Origin of the sequence: Hymenobacter elongatus, assembly GCF_004745955.1 — a bacterium.
GTDB classification, from domain to species: domain Bacteria; phylum Bacteroidota; class Bacteroidia; order Cytophagales; family Hymenobacteraceae; genus Hymenobacter; species Hymenobacter elongatus.
The window spans coordinates 1-17,708 of sequence record NZ_SRLD01000059.1; the positions used below are offsets into that span (position 1 = coordinate 1).

17 protein-coding genes are annotated in these 17,708 nt (G+C 60.0%); 14 read left to right on the plus strand and 3 right to left on the minus strand.

Going from position 1 to position 17,708, the window contains the following annotated elements:
• Nucleotides 1–477: 477 nt before the first annotated feature.
• The 5 genes from E5J99_RS19665 to E5J99_RS19685 all read left to right on the plus strand — a co-directional run bounded on the left by E5J99_RS19665 (nt 478) and on the right by E5J99_RS19685 (nt 4,295).
• A complete protein-coding gene (locus E5J99_RS19665; protein WP_135499521.1) occupies nt 478–966 on the plus strand; it encodes a T9SS type A sorting domain-containing protein in 489 nt (162 codons plus the stop codon).
• Between the two features lie 142 nt (nt 967–1,108).
• Nucleotides 1,109–2,248, plus strand: coding sequence for an NAD(P)/FAD-dependent oxidoreductase (locus E5J99_RS19670; RefSeq protein ID WP_135499522.1), 1,140 nt, complete (start codon nt 1,109–1,111; stop codon nt 2,246–2,248).
• Nucleotides 2,249–2,311: 63 nt separating this feature from the next.
• On the plus strand, nt 2,312–2,575 hold the full coding sequence (locus tag E5J99_RS19675; protein ID WP_167852247.1) for a T9SS type A sorting domain-containing protein: 264 nt from the start codon (nt 2,312–2,314) through the stop codon (nt 2,573–2,575).
• Nucleotides 2,576–2,815: 240 nt separating this feature from the next.
• Nucleotides 2,816–3,547 (plus strand): ArnT family glycosyltransferase, encoded by a 732-nt coding sequence (locus tag E5J99_RS19680; RefSeq protein ID WP_167852248.1) that lies wholly within the window; start codon nt 2,816–2,818, stop codon nt 3,545–3,547.
• Nucleotides 3,540–4,295 carry a hypothetical protein gene (locus tag E5J99_RS19685; RefSeq protein WP_135499525.1) on the plus strand — a complete coding sequence of 252 codons (756 nt, stop codon included), beginning with the start codon at nt 3,540–3,542 and terminating at the stop codon, nt 4,293–4,295. Before E5J99_RS19680 ends, E5J99_RS19685 begins: the two co-directional genes overlap by 8 nt.
• Nucleotides 4,296–4,379: 84 nt before the next feature.
• Here E5J99_RS19685 and E5J99_RS19690 read toward each other — a convergent pair whose 3' ends face one another.
• Nucleotides 4,380–6,164, minus strand: coding sequence for an ABC transporter ATP-binding protein (locus tag E5J99_RS19690; protein ID WP_135499526.1), 1,785 nt, complete (start codon nt 6,162–6,164; stop codon nt 4,380–4,382).
• A gap of 184 nt (nt 6,165–6,348) precedes the next feature.
• On the opposite strand from E5J99_RS19690, the gene E5J99_RS19695 reads away from it, so the two are divergent.
• The 8 genes from E5J99_RS19695 (at nt 6,349) to coaE (ending at nt 13,170) form a co-directional block, all read left to right on the plus strand.
• Entirely contained in the window at nt 6,349–7,440 is a 1,092-nt protein-coding gene (locus E5J99_RS19695) for a Glu/Leu/Phe/Val dehydrogenase dimerization domain-containing protein (RefSeq protein WP_135499527.1), read from the plus strand.
• A 144-nt stretch (nt 7,441–7,584) separates the two neighbouring features.
• Nucleotides 7,585–8,775, plus strand: coding sequence for a transcription antitermination factor NusB (gene nusB, locus E5J99_RS19700; protein WP_135499528.1), 1,191 nt, complete (start codon nt 7,585–7,587; stop codon nt 8,773–8,775).
• 90 nt (nt 8,776–8,865) lie between these two features.
• Complete coding sequence (locus E5J99_RS19705; protein WP_135499529.1) at nt 8,866–9,180, plus strand: YtxH domain-containing protein; 315 nt, start codon at nt 8,866–8,868, stop codon at nt 9,178–9,180.
• A gap of 206 nt (nt 9,181–9,386) precedes the next feature.
• Entirely contained in the window at nt 9,387–10,388 is a 1,002-nt protein-coding gene (locus E5J99_RS19710; RefSeq protein WP_135499530.1) for an isocitrate/isopropylmalate dehydrogenase family protein, read from the plus strand.
• Between the two features lie 120 nt (nt 10,389–10,508).
• A complete protein-coding gene (locus E5J99_RS19715) occupies nt 10,509–11,036 on the plus strand; it encodes a DUF1573 domain-containing protein (RefSeq protein ID WP_135499531.1) in 528 nt (175 codons plus the stop codon).
• A gap of 135 nt (nt 11,037–11,171) precedes the next feature.
• On the plus strand, nt 11,172–11,483 hold the full coding sequence (gene yajC / locus E5J99_RS19720) for a preprotein translocase subunit YajC (protein ID WP_245319135.1): 312 nt from the start codon (nt 11,172–11,174) through the stop codon (nt 11,481–11,483).
• Nucleotides 11,484–11,494: 11 nt separating this feature from the next.
• On the plus strand, nt 11,495–12,454 hold the full coding sequence (locus E5J99_RS19725; protein ID WP_135499533.1) for a YbbR-like domain-containing protein: 960 nt from the start codon (nt 11,495–11,497) through the stop codon (nt 12,452–12,454).
• A gap of 116 nt (nt 12,455–12,570) precedes the next feature.
• Nucleotides 12,571–13,170, plus strand: a complete 600-nt coding sequence (gene coaE / locus E5J99_RS19730) for a dephospho-CoA kinase (protein WP_135499534.1) — start codon at nt 12,571–12,573, stop codon at nt 13,168–13,170.
• A 33-nt stretch (nt 13,171–13,203) separates the two neighbouring features.
• Here the strand turns inward: coaE and E5J99_RS19735 are convergent, their stop codons facing one another.
• Complete coding sequence (locus E5J99_RS19735) at nt 13,204–14,376, minus strand: hypothetical protein (protein WP_135499535.1); 1,173 nt, start codon at nt 14,374–14,376, stop codon at nt 13,204–13,206.
• Nucleotides 14,377–14,458: 82 nt separating this feature from the next.
• Complete coding sequence (locus E5J99_RS19740) at nt 14,459–16,081, minus strand: ArnT family glycosyltransferase (protein WP_210114494.1); 1,623 nt, start codon at nt 16,079–16,081, stop codon at nt 14,459–14,461.
• Between the two features lie 177 nt (nt 16,082–16,258).
• Here E5J99_RS19740 and E5J99_RS19745 point away from each other — a divergent pair, with 177 nt between their 5' ends.
• Nucleotides 16,259–17,542, plus strand: coding sequence for a hypothetical protein (locus E5J99_RS19745; protein ID WP_135499537.1), 1,284 nt, complete (start codon nt 16,259–16,261; stop codon nt 17,540–17,542).
• The last annotated feature ends 166 nt before the right edge of the window (nt 17,543–17,708 follow it).

Here is a 17,708-nt window from a genome sequence, read left to right on the forward strand (position 1 = left end):
GGTTTCCGACCCCACAGCTCGCTGCAGAATTTAACGCCCGATCAGGTCATGGCAGCCGCCAGTACTGTCGAGCTTCAAACCGCCTGATTCTCTACTTCAGGCCGGTCCAGCAATTGGGAGGAGGTCACAAGCCGCCTGACCTCTACTTTTCACTGGCCTACCTGACGGGGAAGCTTACACCGGTCTACTATAGCCCATTGAGCGTAAGGCGCTTTAGGCATAGGTGAAAACCACCGCCGTGCGGCGTAGTTACAGCAGCGGTGAGTAGTGGATGAGGTTGGGCACAGCGTTTGCACGCACGCGGCTAGCCATCAATGGAGAGTCCCGGTATTTCAATCATTGGACGCTATAGTTTGGAATGATGCTCTGAGTATGAGTACTATAGTGGAGCCGAATGCAGAGGACGCGCCAGGAAGCGGCGCATGTTTTTACCTTTACACGCATAATGAAATGTCGACAACTACGTTTGGGAGGGGTATGAAAAAGGTTGTTGTAGCCCTCGGCTTCGGAATAGGGATGCTGTTGCTTACGGGTACCGCCTGGGCCCAAACGAAGCCTGCTGCGGGCAAAGCCCCCGGCAAAGCCGCCACGCCTGCGCCCAAGGCCAGCGTGAAGCCGGCGGCAGTGGCCAAGCCCGTAGTGGCGGCGGTAGCGGCTGCCGAAAAACCCGCGCCGCCCGAGCTGATTACCAGCAAAATGGAAACGGTAGCACCCTCGACAGATGCTATAAAAGTGCGCGTGGACACCAACCCAGTGACCAAGCGACTCGTGGTGCGCACCAATGCCACCGGCCCCACCCGGGTGGAAGTAAACGACGCCACGGGCCGTCCCGTCATCACGCGCGACCTGCTGGCGGGCGACGAACCCACCACGCTGGACGTAAGCCAGCTGCCGGCCGGCTACTACATCGTGCAGTGTACTTCCGGCGCACGCACCGGCATGCGCCGGGTGATGGTGGGACAATAGAATTTCAAACCCCGTCGTCTAATATCTGAGCCCTTGCGAATCCTGTTCGCAAGGGCTTTCTTGTGGGTCGCTGGGCAGTTGAGCGGCTCTCGTTGGAGCGGCCAATAGTTCGTTTTGTGCCAATTCACACCATCGTTGCCGTATGAGCAAGCCTTCTTTTTCTTACTGGGAGCACCGAAGCTTTTTGCAGGGCTTCGATGTGGTGGTGATAGGTGCGGGTATCGTGGGGCTCACGGCGGCTATATATACCAAGCGCCGCTGGCCCCAGGCCCGAATAGCCGTGCTGGAGCGCGACATGCTGCCCAATGGTGCCAGCACCAAGAACGCCGGGTTTGCTTGCTTTGGCAGCATCTCCGAACTGCTCGAACAGCAAAAAAAAGGCGGTACGGCTGCCTTGCTGGAAGTGGTGCGGGCGCGCTGGGAAGGCTTGGCGCTGCTGCGCGAACTGGTCGGCGACGAGGCCTTGCACTACCAGCCCGTGGGCGGCTACGAGCTATTCCAGGCCGCTGATGCAGAGCTGGCCGCTACCTGCCGGGAGCATATTGCATATTTCAACGAGCTGCTGGCACCGGTTGTTGGTGTGCCGGTAGTGTTTCGTGATGCTACCTCGCGGCTGCCCGCTACCGGGTTTGCCGGGGTCGAAACGATGCTCGAGAATACGGCCGAAGGCGCATTGCACACCGGGAAGATGATGCACGCACTGCTCAAAAGAGCCTGGCACGACGACATCTTGGTGCTGCACGGCTGCCCCGTGACGCAGCTGGAGCCCGGCCCGGTGAGTGTGCGTCTGCACACACCGCTGGCGCAGCTAGAGGCGGGCCAGGTGGTACTGGCGACCAATGCCTTCAGCCGGCAGTTTTTTCCGGAGCTGGATGTGGTGCCCGGTCGTGGGCAGGTACTGGTTACCGAGCCTATCGAAGGCCTGAACTTGCCCGGCACCTTTCACTACGACAAAGGCTATTATTACTTCCGGCAGGTCGACAACCGCATCCTGCTGGGCGGCGGCCGTAACCTGGACTTTGATGCCGAAACTACCACCGAACCCGGCCTGACGGATGTGGTGCAGCGCACACTGGAAAAGCTGCTGACCGAAGTCATCCGGCCCGGTAGCAACCTTCGGATTGACTACCGCTGGAGCGGCACTATGGCTTTTGGGGCAGAGTTGGCTCCAATTGTCAGGCTGCTGGCACCCGGGGTTGTTGGGGCGCTGCGCTGCAATGGTATGGGCATAGCCATGGGGGCCAGAACCGGACAGTTGGCAGCTAAGATGATCAGTGGGTAGTCCTGCTCGCAACGATATACAGTACCTGGCTACGGCGACGACCTGACCCAACCCGGCAGCACGGTGTTGGCCACGGACGCCTCCGCTAAGGCTACGCAGCGGGTGCTGACGCTCTACCCCAACCCGGCGCGCACGGTGCTCTCGGTGAGCCTGACGGGCGTTGACAAGCTGGCTACGGTGAAAGTGACGGACGTGCGCGGCAGCGTCATGAGTGCGCGCTACCTGGGCAACGGCCAAGTGGACGTGGCCGATCTGGCCCCGGGCATCTACGTGGTGAGCGTCACGGACGCCCAGCGCACCTACCACCAAAAATTCGTCAAGGAGTAACCTAGTCGACTTGAAGCATAGTACTACAAAAGGGGATTCGGGCACGAATCCCCTTTTGTATTGTAGGGCGCGACAACAGGACAGAGGTACATATTGAAGTCCAAACCAGTAGTTTTATGCTCCTGTCTACTTTTTAAGGTGAGAATGGCGAAGCTGTTTACGAATTGGTCAACATTGCCCCGCTGGTTCTGGCCGATGCTTATTGGGCTGAATCTGGTCTTGCACGCGCCATTTTTTGCTATGCCGCCCATTGGCCCCCACACCTGGCGACAGTGCAATACGTTGGCCGTAGCCCGCAATTTCTACGAAGAGGATATGAACATCCTGCGTCCGCGCATCGACCGTCGGAACGACTCGGACGGCGTGACGGGCATGCAGTTTCCTTCCTATGAATGGTCGGTGGCCGTGGCGTACCAGGTCTTTGGCTTCCACGAAACGTTGCCCCGCATCATCAGCTGGCTGATTTCTGTGGCGGGTTTGTTCTTTGGCTACTGCCTGATTCGCCGCATCACCGGCTCGGTTTGGATGGGCGCGGTAGCCGCCTGGGGGCTTGCCTGGAGTCCGGAAATCTACTACCATAGCATCAATGCCCTGCCCGACGTGCTGGCGTCAAGCGCTTCGCTGGGCGGGCTGTGGTATTTCCTGCGCTGGCGGGAGCACCGTCGGGCCGGGCATTTCTGGCTGAGCCTGGTACTCACGGCTCTAGCTGGCCTAACGAAGCTGCAGTTCCTGCTGATCGGCTTTCCTATTGCCGTATTGCTGCTACAGGATATCCAGCGGCGGCAGCTTGGCTGGCGGCGCGATGCGGGGCCGCTGGCTTTTTTCGCACTTGCCTCAGTCGGAATTCCTCTGGCGTGGTATGCCTATGCCCGCAACCTGATAGAGGTTTCAGGGCTGCGGAATTCCTCTGGCGTGGTATGCCTATGCCCGCAACCTGATAGAGGTTTCAGGGCTGCGGGATTTCGTGATTGAAGTACGCCCCGCCGAAAGCTTCGCCAAAGGAGCCGCTATTGTGTGGCACAACTTACTGTCGGATTGGCCCGAGCTGCTGCTGGGCTACGGCAGCACCGGCTTGCTGCTGCTGGGGGGCGTGTATGTGTTGCGCCGTCCTAGTCGCCGCCACGAGTGGTTTTGGCCAGTGGTGGTGTGGTCCATTGGCCTGGCTATATACTACGTGCTGGAACTGCACCAAATGGAAGGCCACACCTACTATATGCTGCCGCTGCTGCCGGTACTGCTGCTGCTGGCTGCCGTGGGTAGCGAGTGGCTGCGCCGCCTGCACCGCTGGCATTGGCTGTTGGCGCTGCTATTGGTGGCCCAGCCTGTGTGGGCGTGCTTGCGCGTGGTACCGCGTTGGGCGAAGGGGCCGAAGGATGTACCAGCCGAGCTGTATTATCCGGCCACGCGCACCGTGCTGGAAAACGCCGTGCCCAATGATGCGCTGTGCCTGGTGGGGCCGGATGAATCGGGGTGTAAGTTCTTCTACTTTCTGCACAAAAAAGGCTTCGGCCTCGACGTGGCCGAGCAGCTAGACTATCCTACCCCCGAAGGCCAACCCTACGTGGCGGCCTGCATTGCCCGTGGGGCCCGCTACCTCTACCTCAGCGACAGCACCTTGCTCACCCAGCCCCGCCTGGCTCCGTACGTGGGCAAGCGTATTGCCCGCGTGGGTACCATTCAGGTGCTGGAGCTGCGCCTGCCGCCACCCACTGCCCCGTAAGGCGTTTCGTGCTTCACACAACAGCCGAAAGCAGCTCCAGACCAGCTGGAGCTGCTTTCGGCTGTTGATACGAACTGTTTGTTGCTACGCCTCCTCGCTCTGAAGCTGCCGCTCATAGAGCGCCCGGTACAGCCCGTTTTCTTCCGCCATTAGCGCCTCGTGGGTGCCGTGCTGCACGATTACGCCATCATCAAGCACCAGAATCTCGTCGGCCAGCTTCACCGAGCTCACCCGGTGGGAGATGATGAGGCTGGTGCGGTTGTGCATGATGCGCTGCAGGCTGTTCAGAATGGCATTCTCCGTGTTCGTGTCCACTGCCGATAGGGAGTCGTCGAGGATCAGGATTTTCGGCTCTTTCACCAGCGCCCGCGCTATGCTGACGCGCTGCTTCTGGCCGCCGGAAAGCGTGATGCCCCGCTCGCCAAGCTTGGTGTCGAAGCCTTCGGGGAAGCGGATGATATTGTCGTATACGTTGGCATCGTGGGCGGCTTGCTGCATCCGCTCCTCGGTGGGGTGGTCGAGGCCGAAGTTGATGTTGTTGCGGATACTATCCGAGAACAGAAAAACATCCTGAGGCACGTAGCCGATTTGCTCGCGCAGGGAGTTGAGCGAGAAGTCGCGCACATCGATAGTATCGACGGCAATGCTACCGGCCGTGACATCGTAGAGACGGCAGAGCAGGGCGGCAATAGTGCTTTTGCCCGAGCCGGTATTGCCAATAACGGCCAGCGTCTGGCCCGGCCGGATGCGGAACGACACGTTGCGCAGAGCCTGAATGCCGGTGTCGGGATAGGTAAAAGAAACCTGGTCGAAAACGATGTCGCCCTCGATTTCCTGCTCGATATTCTGGCGCGACACGATGTCGGTTTTCTGGTCCATGAACTCGTTGATGCGGGCCTGCGAAGCCTCGGCGCGCTGCACCAGCGAGCTGGTCCAGCCCAGGGCCGTGACGGGCCAGGTCAGCAGGTTCACATAAATCAGAAACTCGGCGATGCTGCCCGTTGTGATGGTGCCCCGGATAACTTCCTGGCCGCCCACCCACACCGTGACGATGGTGCTGATGCCAATCAGGAACAGAATCAGCGGGAAAAACAGGGAGTTGACGAAGTTCAGGCTCAGGGATTTCTCCTTGTAGGTGTCGCTGGCTTTGATAAACTGCTGGTGCGAGTCGTCTTCGCGCACAAATGACTTGAGTACCCGAATACCCGAAAACGACTCCTGCACGAAGGTCGTCATGGCCGCCAGGGAGCGTTGAATCTCGTCCGACTTGCGCTCAATCAGGTTGTTGACGTAGTAGATGCTCACCGACAGAATCGGTAGCGGAATCAGCGTGTACAAGGTCAGCTTCACGTTCACCAGCAGCATGAGCGGAATGATGAGCAAAAACAGAATTACGAGCTGCATAAAGTACATCAGCGCCGGCCCCATGTACATGCGCACCCGGCCTACGTCTTCCGAGATGCGCGACATCAAATCCCCGGTGTTGTGGCGGCGGTAAAAGCTTAGCGGCAGGGACTGGTAGTGCTGGAAAATCTCGTTTTTCTGGTCGTTTTCCACCAGCCGGCTCATCACGATAAGCGTCTGGCGCATAAAAAACAGAAAGATGCCGCGCAGCAGGGCCATCAGCACGATGAGCAGGCCGTAGAGCAGCACGTTGCGCCCAAACAGCTCGTAGACGCCGCTCTGGGCCCGGGTGCCGGCAAAAAGGTGGTATAAGTCGATTCCTTCGCCCACCAGATCGAAGGCGTAGCGCACAATCTGGGCCGGAAAAATGGCTAGCAGCGTGGATAGTGCCACGAACAGAACGCCACCCAGGAAATGCCATTTATAGTGGTACAGATACTTATTGGTAGCGGATAAAGCGCGCACAGGTACGGGAGTTGGAGCGTGTTAAGAAGCCGTGACTATTGGCCATTACCGAAGCGCGACCAATGGCCGGCTTGGAAAAAATGGGTACTTTTGCACCCGGATTGACCAGGCTACGTGTCTGGCCGTTCAAAGATACAACACCCGACCCCACCCAACTTCCCACCCTTTTTTTCAGTTTTCTCTAATGGTTGAAATCCAAACGCTGACCGATACGTCGGTCTTCGGTCAGATTGCCGAGCATCAGCATGAGCAAGTCGTATTCTGCCACGACCACGAAACCGGGTTGCGGGCCATCATCGGCATCCACAACACGGTGCTGGGGCCGGCTCTGGGTGGTACGCGCATGTGGCACTACGCCTCCGATGCCGAAGCCCTGAACGATGTGCTGCGCCTCTCGCGCGGCATGACCTACAAGGCGGCCATTTCGGGACTGAACCTGGGTGGGGGCAAAGCCGTCATCATCGGCGACGCCAAAACTCTGAAAACGGAAGCCCTGCTGCGCAAGTTCGGCCGCTTCGTGAAAAACCTGAACGGCAAGTACATCACGGCCGAAGATGTGAACATGACCACCAAGGACATGGAATACATCCGGATGGAAACCAAGCACGTAGCGGGCCTGCCCGAAAGCATGGGCGGCTCCGGCGACCCGTCGCCGGTGACGGCCTACGGCACCTACATGGGCATGAAGGCCGCCGCCAAAAAGGCGTTCGGCTCCGAAAGCCTCGCCGGTAAGCGCATTGCCGTGCAGGGCGTGGGCCACGTGGGCACCTACCTGATGGAGTATCTGCAGAAGGAAGGTGCCAAACTCATCCTGACCGACTACTACGAAGACCGCGCCCTGGAAGCCGCCGCCCGTTTTGGGGCCGTAGCCGTCGGCCTCGATGAAATCTACGACCAGGAAATGGACATCTACTCGCCGTGTGCGCTGGGTGCCACCATCAACGACAACACCATCGGCCGCCTGAAATGCCGCGTCATTGCGGGCTGCGCCAACAACCAGCTGCAGGACGAGAACGTGCACGGCCCGGCGCTGGTAGAGCGCGGCATCGTGTACGCTCCCGACTTTTTGATCAACGCCGGTGGTCTGATTAATGTATATTCCGAAGTGGTGGGCTCCAGCCGTCAGGCCGCGCTAACCCAAACCGAAAAAATCTTCGACTTCACCACGCAGGTGCTTGAAAAAGCTGAGCAGGAGGGAAGTCACCCCCAGAAAGCTGCCATCCGGCAGGCCGAGGAGCGCATTGCTTCACTCGGCAAAGTCAAATCAACTTATTAATCCTTTGAGGATGAGAACGTCATAATCGAACAACGTGAGACATCTCGCGTGCTGAAGTCGCCAGAGTACTCTGAGTCACTAGTGCACACGAGATGCTTCGCTTCGCTCAGCATGACGTTCTTTTTGCCTCAATTTCTCAACAAAATGCTCAATCGCCGCACGCTCCGCATTAAGGTTATGCAGGCCCTGTACGCTTATCACCAAGCCGTCGGGTCCGATTTTATGCTGGCCAATGACCGCATTGCGGATGCCTTTGCCCCCGACCTGAACGCCCCCGAGGCCCAGGACCGCAAGCTGCTGAAAGGGCAGCAGAAGCTGGCGGAGGCTATTTTCCGGGAGTGGCACAAGGCTGGTTCGGGTGCCGAAGTCGAGAAAATCGACGACCGGGAAGTGAACGATGCCGTGACCGACGCCATCGGCTACTACCAGAAGCAAAAGGCCAAGGATGCTACTTTCTACGCCGGGCAAATGGTGCACGGGGCCGAAAGCATTCATAAGCAGTATCTGCACTTGCTGAACCTGCCGGAAATGCTGCTGCGCGTGATTGAGGAAGAAAAGCAGCGCGAGGCGCGCCGCTTCACGCCGTCGAAGGAAGCGCCGCTGGACACGACCCGCTTGGAGGAGAACAAGGCCATCGAGAAGCTGATCGGTAACAAGCAGCTGCTCGACCTGACCATTCGGCGCTCGGCCCAGTGGAACGACCAGGACGAGATGGAAGCGCTGCGCAAAGCCTGGCGCTCCGAAATCAAGATCGATACGGAGTTTCAGAGCTACCTGGCGGCCCCGGCTGGCAGCTACGCCGACGACCAGGAGCTGCTGAAGTATCTCTACAAGACCTTCGTGTTCAAGGGTGAATCGATGCCGGCCCAGCTGGAAGAAGACGACCTGAACTGGGAAGAAAACCGCTCGGTGGTGAAAAACCTGGTGGTGAAAACCCTGAAGATGCTCGACGAAGCCGCCGACGACAACCTGGAGCTGATGTCTTTATCCGCCAACTGGGTCGACGACAAGGAGTTTGCCGAAACGCTCTACAAGCAAACGCTGACCGAAGACGAGCACTACGAGAAGCTCATTGCCGAGTCGGTGCAGAACTGGGACGTGGAGCGCGTGGCCCTCACCGACAAGATTTTGCTGAAGATGGCCCTGTGTGAGATGCACCTGTTTCGCGGTATTCCGGTGAAAGTCACCATCAACGAGTACATCGAAATCAGCAAAATGTATAGCACGCCCAAGAGCAAGCAGTTTGTGAACGGTATTCTCGATAAATTGGCCCAGGACCTGACCGCCAGCGGTGCCATCCGCAAGTCGGGCCGGGGTCTGCTCGACAACCAGTAGCACCCCGGCGCAACCCGCGCTAGGGGCTGTGCGTTGTGTAGTACACAATCTATTTCCATCCTTTCTCCCACCTCGCCACTCCTTTCCTTTATGGGTCGCAAAACCATTACCGGTATTCTGTGCTTCGCGGGCGGTGCCGTCACCGGCGCCGCTGTTGGCCTTCTGTTTGCCCCCGAAAAGGGGCGCGAAACCCGTAGCTGGCTCAGCTACCAGCTCGAGAAGTACCGCGAGGTGCTGGCCGACCTCACCGAAAGCCTTGTGACCAACCGCAACGACCTCAACCCGACCTCCAGCGCCAAGTCGGAAGGCCAGCGTGTGATTCAGGACGCCAAGAGCAAGGCTGAACAGCTGCTCGGCGACGTGGATCAGCTCATCAACCAGATCAACTCCCGCAAAGCGGTCTAACAAGGAAGCGCATGCTCTACTATGCTGCCGGGCCGAAGATGAACTAGTCTTCTGCCCGGCAGCATATTTTTTTTACCGGCCTACCGCCGCCGTGTTACCTTTGCGCCAGAATTGCCAAAACCAGGGGCCGCGCGCCAGCCGCGCCGGCGCAGGCTGTTCGCAATCAGCGTAGTATCCATAGAACCTCCCCAATAGATAGTCACAGAATGCATACCATCACCCTCATCCCCGGCGACGGCATCGGGCCCGAAATCACGCAAGCGGTCAAAGATATTTTTGCCGCCGCGCAGGTTCCCGTGCAGTGGGAAGAACAAAACGCCGGGCAAACCACCTTCGACCAGTCGGGCGAGCTGATTCCGCAGTCGCTGCTCGACTCGCTGGAGAAAAACCGTGTGGCCCTCAAAGGCCCCATCACGACACCCGTGGGCAAGGGTTTCCGCAGCATCAACATCACGCTGCGCCAGAAGTACGACCTCTACCAAAACGTGCGCCCGGCCAAAACCACCGAGGGCATCGAATCGCGCTACACGGGGGTGAACCTGGTGCTGTTCCGCGAAAACACGGAAGGCTTGTACTCGGGCCTGGAGGTGTACGACGAGCGCCTGGGCATTGCCGACTCGTTTAACCGCATCACGGTAGCGGGTTCGCGCAAAATCTGCCGCGCTGCCTTTGCCTACGCCGCCAAGCACGGCCGCAAGAAGGTGACGCTGGCGCACAAGGCCAACATCCTGAAAATGGCCGGCAAGCTGATGCTGGATGCGTGCAAAGAAGCCGCCACTGAGTTTCCGCAAATCGTGTTCGAGGACAAAATCATCGACAACATGTGCATGCAGCTCGTCAACAAGCCCGAGCAGTTCGACGTGGTAGTGACGACCAACTTGTTTGGCGACATCCTCTCGGACCTCTGCGCCGGTCTCGTGGGCGGTTTGGGCGTGGTCTCGGGCGCTAACATCGGTGACGATATGGCCATTTTCGAAGCCGTGCACGGCTCGGCTCCGGACATTGCCGGCCAGGGCAAAGCCAACCCAACGGCCCTGCTGCGCTCGGGCCTGATGATGCTGCACTACCTGGGCGAGCACCAGCTGGCCGACCGCATTGAAACCGCTCTGGACGCTACGTTGAAGCATAAGGAGCAGTGCACCGGCGACCTGGGCGGCAAAGCTACCACCAGCGAGTTTGCACAGGCTATCATCGCCAAGCTGGCGTAACGCTGGGAACTTAGCGCGTCATTGTATGCTTCAGGAAGCGTAGAATGACGCGCTGATTTTTTTCCTGCTTCCTCTTACCTTTAGACCTCCGACGGCCCACAAGGACCGCACTTCTTCCCTATGAAACGTACTCTGTTTTCTGCTCTGATGCTTTCCGGTGCTCTGCTGTTCGGGGCCTGCAACAACGACAAACCCGCCGAAGTCGGTGCTGAAGGCATGAACGCCGCCGCTACCGCCGTCAGCGACGTCGCCAACCCGACCGTTGACAACCCCAACGTAGCCAGCGAAACCGAAGCGCCCAACCCCAACGCCCCGGTGATGACCTTTGCCGAGGCCGAGCACAACTTCGGCGACATCAAGCCCGGCGAAGTAGTAAAGCATACGTTTTCCTTCACCAACACCGGCAAGTCGCCGCTGCTGATCGAGAATGCCACCGCTTCGTGCGGCTGCACCACCCCCAACTGGACCAAGGACCCGATTGCGCCCGGCGCCAAAGGCACGATTGAAGTGCAGTTCAACAGCCAGGGCAAAACCGGCCTGCAAAATAAAGAGGTAGCCGTGCGGGCCAACACCCAGCCCAGCATCACCCAGATTGCTATTCGGGCCAACATCCTGCCCGAGCCCACCAACGGTCCGGTAAAGCAATAACCGACCGTCGCCTTTCTGGCTGTTATTTCTTCTGTCATCCTCCGCTCGCGGAGGATGACAGGCTTTTTTTAGGCGAATAGCTTTTCGCATCTTTTTCTTACTCTCATGCTTACAACGCTGCTTTTGCAAGCTCCTATGAGCGAAGGTCTTACTTCCCTCTTGTTCCCGGTACTGATTGCCGTGGTGGTTTACTTTTTCATGATCCGACCGCAGCAGCGCCGCTCCTCCGAGGCCAAGAAGTTTCGGGAGTCGCTGGTGAAGGGCGCTACCGTGGTGACCATCGGCGGCCTGCACGGCAAAGTGGTGGATGTGCACGAGGAATCCGTTATCATTGAGGTAGACCGAGGCACGCGCCTCAAATTCGACCGTTCGGCCATTGCCCGCGAGGTGGCTGCCAAGTCTTCTGCTGCCGCTTCCACGGCTCCGACTACCACTCCCAACGCCTAATCCGTTTTGCCGTGCCGCTCGTTCGTGCTTTGCGCTTGGCCCGCTGGTTTGTCAGCCCGTTTTTCGGGCACGAGCGGAGCTATTGGCGGGCGGTAACGGCGTGTTTTTTGGCTGCCTCCACTTTCTGGCTGCTCAATGCGCTGAACAAGACCTACACGACGCGTATCACCTACCCCCTAAGCTGGCGCTACGACGAGCAGCGCTTCATTCCTGTGCAGCCCTTGCCCACGGAAATAGCCGTGAACGTAACGGGCCGGGGCTGGAAGCTGCTGCGCAAACACCTGCTGCTGGATGTGAAACCCGCCGAGGTGCGTCTGCGCCGGCTGCCGGCCACGCGCTTTATTATGGGGCAGTCGTTGCGGCCTGCGCTGCAGACGGCTATGGAAGGCCTGCAGTTCAACTACGTGCTGGCCGACACGCTATGGATAGAATTTGACCGGCTGGTGACCCGCCGCTTGCCCCTCACGCTGAGTCCCATGGCCGACGGCTCCGCGCTGCCTTACGCGGCCATCTTTACGCCCGAGAGCATTGCCTTTCGTGGCCCGGCCCGCACCGTCAACAGCTTGGCGAGTCCGTATCCGGTGCATTTGCCCCAGGCGCCAGCGGGTAGCAGCGAAGGCGCTATGATCGTTCCTATCGGCGGGCCGGAGCTGGTGCGGGCCCAGGTACAGGAAGTGCGGGTGCGTCTGCAGCCTCGGCCGCTCATCACGGTGCCGTTGCGGGTGGTGCCCGAATTGCGCGGCTTCCCCGAGGGCCAAAAGTTCTCATTGCAGCCGGCCACCGTGCAGGTGCAGGTGCAATGCTTCCCCGAGGATTCGGCCCGTCTTGACCGCAGTCAGGTGCAGGTGCTGCTTAGCTACGGCCAGTTTCATGCCCCCGATTCCAGCCTGCAGCCCGTGTTGTCCCAAACTCCCACTCTGGCCCGGGGCGTACGCATACTGACGCCCTCGGTCCGCGTTTCACGGCGCTGAGCTACCTCTGGAAAAGGCAGGCCTCCCACGTTGTCCACACAACCATACCGCAGAAAGTATATTCCTGCTTACTTCCTGCTTACTTCCTGCTTACTTCCTGCACTACAACTCCCCACATGCTTCAGATCGGAATTACGGGTGGAATCGGGTCGGGAAAGAGTATGGCGTGCCGGCTATTTCAGGTGCTGGGCGCTCCGGTATACGATGCCGACTCGCGGGCAAAGTGGGTGATGGCCAACGACCTGGCGCTACGGGCGCAGCTCTGCGAGGCTTTCGGGGTCGAAACTTTTGATGCCACTGGACAGCTCAACCGGATCTATCTGGCGCAGGTAGCTTTTCAGGACCCCGCGAAACTGGCGCAGCTCAATGGCCTGGTGCATCCACGGGTGGGCCACGACTTTGCGCAGTGGGCCCACACCCAGCGGGCCGCCGGCTACGCCTACGTGCTGAAGGAAGCCGCGCTGCTCTACGAGTCGGGCTCTTATCAGCAGCTCGATAAAATGATTACCGTTTTCGCCCCCCAGGCCGTGCGCCAGGCCCGCGTACTACGCCGCGACCCGCACCGCACGGCCCAGGATATCCTGACCATCATCGGTAAGCAGATGAGCGAGGAAGAAAAGGTAAGCCGGGCCGACTACGTGCTGCGCAACGACGATGAGCACCTGCTGATTCCGCAGGTGCTGGCCCTGGATGCCATGTTCAGGCAGCAGGCTTAGCCATTCCGGCCTGTCATTTCGCGGGGGCGTGCGCTATTTGATAATCGGGCACCGCTCGAACGGCCGGGTTTCGTCGAAAAGTTTGCGGTAGGTAACGTGGGTCTTGTAGATGCGGGCCCCCACGGCGCGGGTCACGGCCAGCATGCGGGGATTAAAATCGCCAATCCAGTTCATCTCGATGTCGGTGTAGCCTGCGTCGATAAAGGATTGGTGGGCCTGAACCATCATGGCCGATTCTACGCCTTTGCCTTGGTAGTCAGGCACTACCCCGAAAATTACCCCGAACATTTTCTTGGGACTACGGCGTTGAAACTGCCGCTGCTCCCACAAAAAGCGCAGCTTGGCCCACAAGCCAAACTTGCGCCCGACACGCTTGAATACCTGGTTCAGATCGGGCAGATTGATGGTGAAGGCAACGGCCTGGTCGTGGTGGTAGGCAAACCAGATCAGGCGCTCGTCGAGCACGGGCTGCATCTGTCGCACCAGGCCCCGGGCCTTGTCCAGCGTCATGTCGCTGATGCCCGAATGGTTGGCCCAGGCTTGGCTGTACACTTGGTAAAAATCCCGGGCCATGGCCTCCGTGTCGCGCTTATCGACGGGCCGGAAGGAGTAAGCCGGCTCTTCCCGGGCGTAGCGCTCGGCAGCCCGGTGGTAGTTCTCGTGCATGGCCTGCGGTACTTGTCGGTTGCAGGTATACTGTTTGAAATACACCTGAAAGCCGTAGCTCTCAAACAGCTGCTGGTAGTAGGGCGGGTGGTAGAACATCCCGTAGTTGGGCTCAGTGAACCCCGCTACTAACAACCCCCAAAACCGGTCCCGTTCCCCGAAGTTAATCGGCCCATCCATGGCGGCCATGCCGCGCTGCGCCAGCCAGTCGTGGCAGGCCGTGAATAGCTCGTTGGCCGCCGCCTGGTCGTCGATGCACTCAAAAAAGCCCATGCCGCCGGTGGGCAGCGTGGGGTCGGGCTGGGGCGTCGAGTTGTTGATAAACGCGGCTACCCGGCCCACCACTTCGCCCGCATCGTTGGTCAGAATCCAGCGAACGGCCTCGCCGTGCTGGAAATTGGGATTTTTAGCGGGGTCAAAAACCGCTTCTATTTCGTGGTCGAGTGGTGAAATCCAGTTCGGATGATCGTGGTAGAGGCGAACCGGCATATCCAGAAATTGACGGGCCCGGCGTGCATCGGTAACTTCAAGTAAAGACATCAGCTGGTTGAAAACTACGAATGGTGCTTCTTCTGGCGCGGGCCGCGCAAGGAGCGGGCCGGAACCAACGAAAGGGAATAAATTACCGGTAGGGCCGGCGAAAAACCGACAAAATCTTAAGCCCGTTGACCCGAATGCAGTAGACCTCCGGCCCGTAGTCAGCCGGGTAAGGCTCCGGATGCCAGCGGTAGGTGGTCAGAAAATAGCGGGCCTGGCTGGCAGTGGTGAATACCAGCCGGGCGCGCTCAGTAGGAGGCAAAAGTAGGCGGTTGTTGTGAAGCACCAAGCCGACCCGCGCGTCGGTGCCCACTGTTACGTGGGCGCTGGTGTCGTAGGCCAGAATCCATTCGAGGCCCCGCCGGCCCGCCAGGCCCCAGTAGTCGCGCTCGAAAAGCCGCTCGGCGGCGGCCCCGGGCAGGGCGCTGAAGTACACATTCTGGTAGGGATGGTCGCGGGCAATGCGGTAGGCCGCGTGCAGCATCCCGGCGGCCAGCATGCCCAGCACGCCAGCGCCCAGCCACCGGCCCGCAGTCGGAAAATGTACTAGTCGGTAAGCCGCTGCTACCCCGCGCAGGGCCAGGAGCAGAAAAGCTGGGTAGATGAAATACAGGTGCCGCCAGCCGTCATACAGCACCGAATGCAGCACAATGATGGCTCCCAACGGCGCAAAAAACCAGGTGAGGTACAACAAGTCCTGCCGGCCGCTTCGGGTGCGCAGCCACGCCCGTGGCTGCTGGGCGGCTGCCCAGGCCAGCGTGCCTGCGCCGGTCAGGAACAGGAGCGTATAGGCAACGGGCGTCGTAATCAGCAGCCACACCGGGGCGTAGTGCCAGGGCAGGGCGCGCACCGAGAGCTGCTGGCCCCAGTACTGCACCAGCATATCGGAGCGGTAGCGGCTAAAGCTTTGAAAGGCCGCCAGGAAGTTCGCCACCGGATTTTCCCATAGATAGGGCCAGCCCAGCACTACTACCGCTGCCGTAACCGGCAGGTAAACAGCTGCGGCCACCAGCATACTTCGGCGTAGGGCGGGCCGGTAGAGCATTTCCAGGCCCAGAAAAATGGCTGTGAAGCCCAGCAGCAACACCCCCATCGTACGTACGTCGATGGCCAGGCCCGTGGCTACGGCATGCAGCAGCGCCGTGCGCCCCGATGGCCGCCGCAGCAGCCGCGTGAGCGTGTAGATGCCCAGGGTGAAAAAGGCGAGGAACACGAGGTCCTTGTAGTTGTAGAACGCCTCCGCGAACATGCGGGGCGACAATACCAGCAGCGCCGAGCCCAGCAGGGCCAGCGGCCAGTGGCGAAACCGTTGCTTCGCCAGCCGGTAGAAGGCATACACGCCGGCCACGAACGTAAGAAACGTGACCAGATGGCGCATAAAGTACACGTCGCGCGGGTCTTCGGCTCCGGTTAGCTTTTCGAGCACTACCAGCGGCATCTGGAAAATGACACCGTGGTCGGCATCGTCGTTGTCGTGCATGTCCGGAATCTGGGCGAAGCTGGCCTGGCGGCGCGCCAGCTCCGGAGCCACGCGCAGGGCCACGTATTTCACCCCGATGATGCCGTTGAGCCGGTCGAGCTGCTCGTCCCAGGGCAGGCCATAGTCGCGGTGCAGCGCGAGGCCCAGCACCGTCAGTAGCGCGAAAAAGCCCAGTACCAGGGGCTGGCGCAGGGAGTCGGGCAGAAAAGGCGGACCGGGACGACGCACGTGATGGACGATGGGAGTGAGGCAGGCCAGGGCGCTACGGGCCCGAAAGGTAACACCCAGCCCGCTCATGGCCCGCCTCTGATTGGTGGCGGCACAGGCCAGAAGTTTCAGAGTACGGTTTAAAGTATAACCTTTGGCTTGTCCGTGCGCTGCCCGCCGGACGCTAACCTGTGCACCGTGCTTCGTTCGATTCCCCGTTTCGTGTGGCCCGTGGTCGTGGTTCTGGCTCTGCTCAAGCTGGTGTTGCAGCTGAGTCTGAATCCGGGTCTGGAGTGGAACTACGACGAGCGCCGCAACGGCCGTATTGCCGACAACTACCTCGCCGGCCGGGGCTACGTCAGCCTCGACCCCGAGCGGCACGTGCTACGCCCCGATTCCTTCCACGCCAGCTTCCCGGTGTTCGTGTACATCGGCTGGCAGAAAGCCGGGTTGCCCAAGCATTATTTCACCCTACTCGTCTTTGTGCTGAGCGTGGCCGCCTACCTGCTGGGTGCACTGTATGTGCAGCGTACCCTCCACTATTTCGGCGTCGCGCCGCCTGTTGCCTGGGCCGGGGCGTTGCTGTGGGCACTTTCTCCGTCGGTGGTATACTACATCGGGGCCTACATGTGGTACGAAAACCTGGCCCTGCCGCTGTTGATTCTGGTCGTGTACAAGCTGCTGCGCCAGCTCAGCGGCCGGCCGTTGTCGTGGCCCGATACGCTGCTGCTAGCAGCCAGCGTCACGCTTAGCTGCCTGCTGCGCGGCTATCTGCTGGCCGTATTCGGGGCCGTATTCGCCGTGTGGCTCGTGCTGCAGGTGCGGCAAACGGCAGTGAACAGAAATGGCGCGTGGCGAACGGCGCTGCTAACGGGCGTGCTGCTGGGAATGGCGCACGTGCCTGTTCTGCAGAAAAACCACCAGCTGTTCGGCGCCTGGACGCTGAGCAATCAAGCGGGGTTTGAGCTGTTGCAGGGCCACAATTCCGTTACCCAGGGCCGCTTTATGTTCGACTGGGACGAGCGCAGCGGCCCTTTCGACCAGTTCGTGCGGGCGCACATTCCCGGCCTCGATTCCCTGAATCAGTACCAGGAAAGCAAGGCCCGCGCTACCCTGGCTGGCCGCTGGGTGGCGGCGCACCCGGCGCAGGAATCCCGGCTGTGGCTGCGCAAAACGGCGCTGTTCTTTGCCCCCGAAAACTTTATTGCCGACGCGCCCCGTACGCCCTACAACATGGTGACGGGAGCTGTGCACCTGGCCTTCCTCCTCGCCGTGCTCCTGACGCTGGGCCAGTACCGGGGCCTCCGGGTGGTACGCCCCGATCTGCTGCTGCTCACGCCGCTCGTGGCCGTGTGGCTGCTGAGCCTCGTGTTTTTTGTGGGCTTTCGCTGGCGCTATTTCGCCGAGCCCGCCCTGCTTCTGTATCCGCTCATTATTTGGCAGCGCCTACGGCAAGCAAGCAGCTATAACCGAAGCCGCTAAACGGCTCTACAACCAAAAAAGCCATTCAGCAGAGCGGTGGTCTCATGTGTGGTGTATCGGCGATTGTGCTCGTCAATGACGAGTTGGATACGCACATGGTGCATGGCCAGCAAGCGGCTAAACGAGCAGGACTTGCGCACCAGTACCCCGCAGCGTTGGCGTAAGG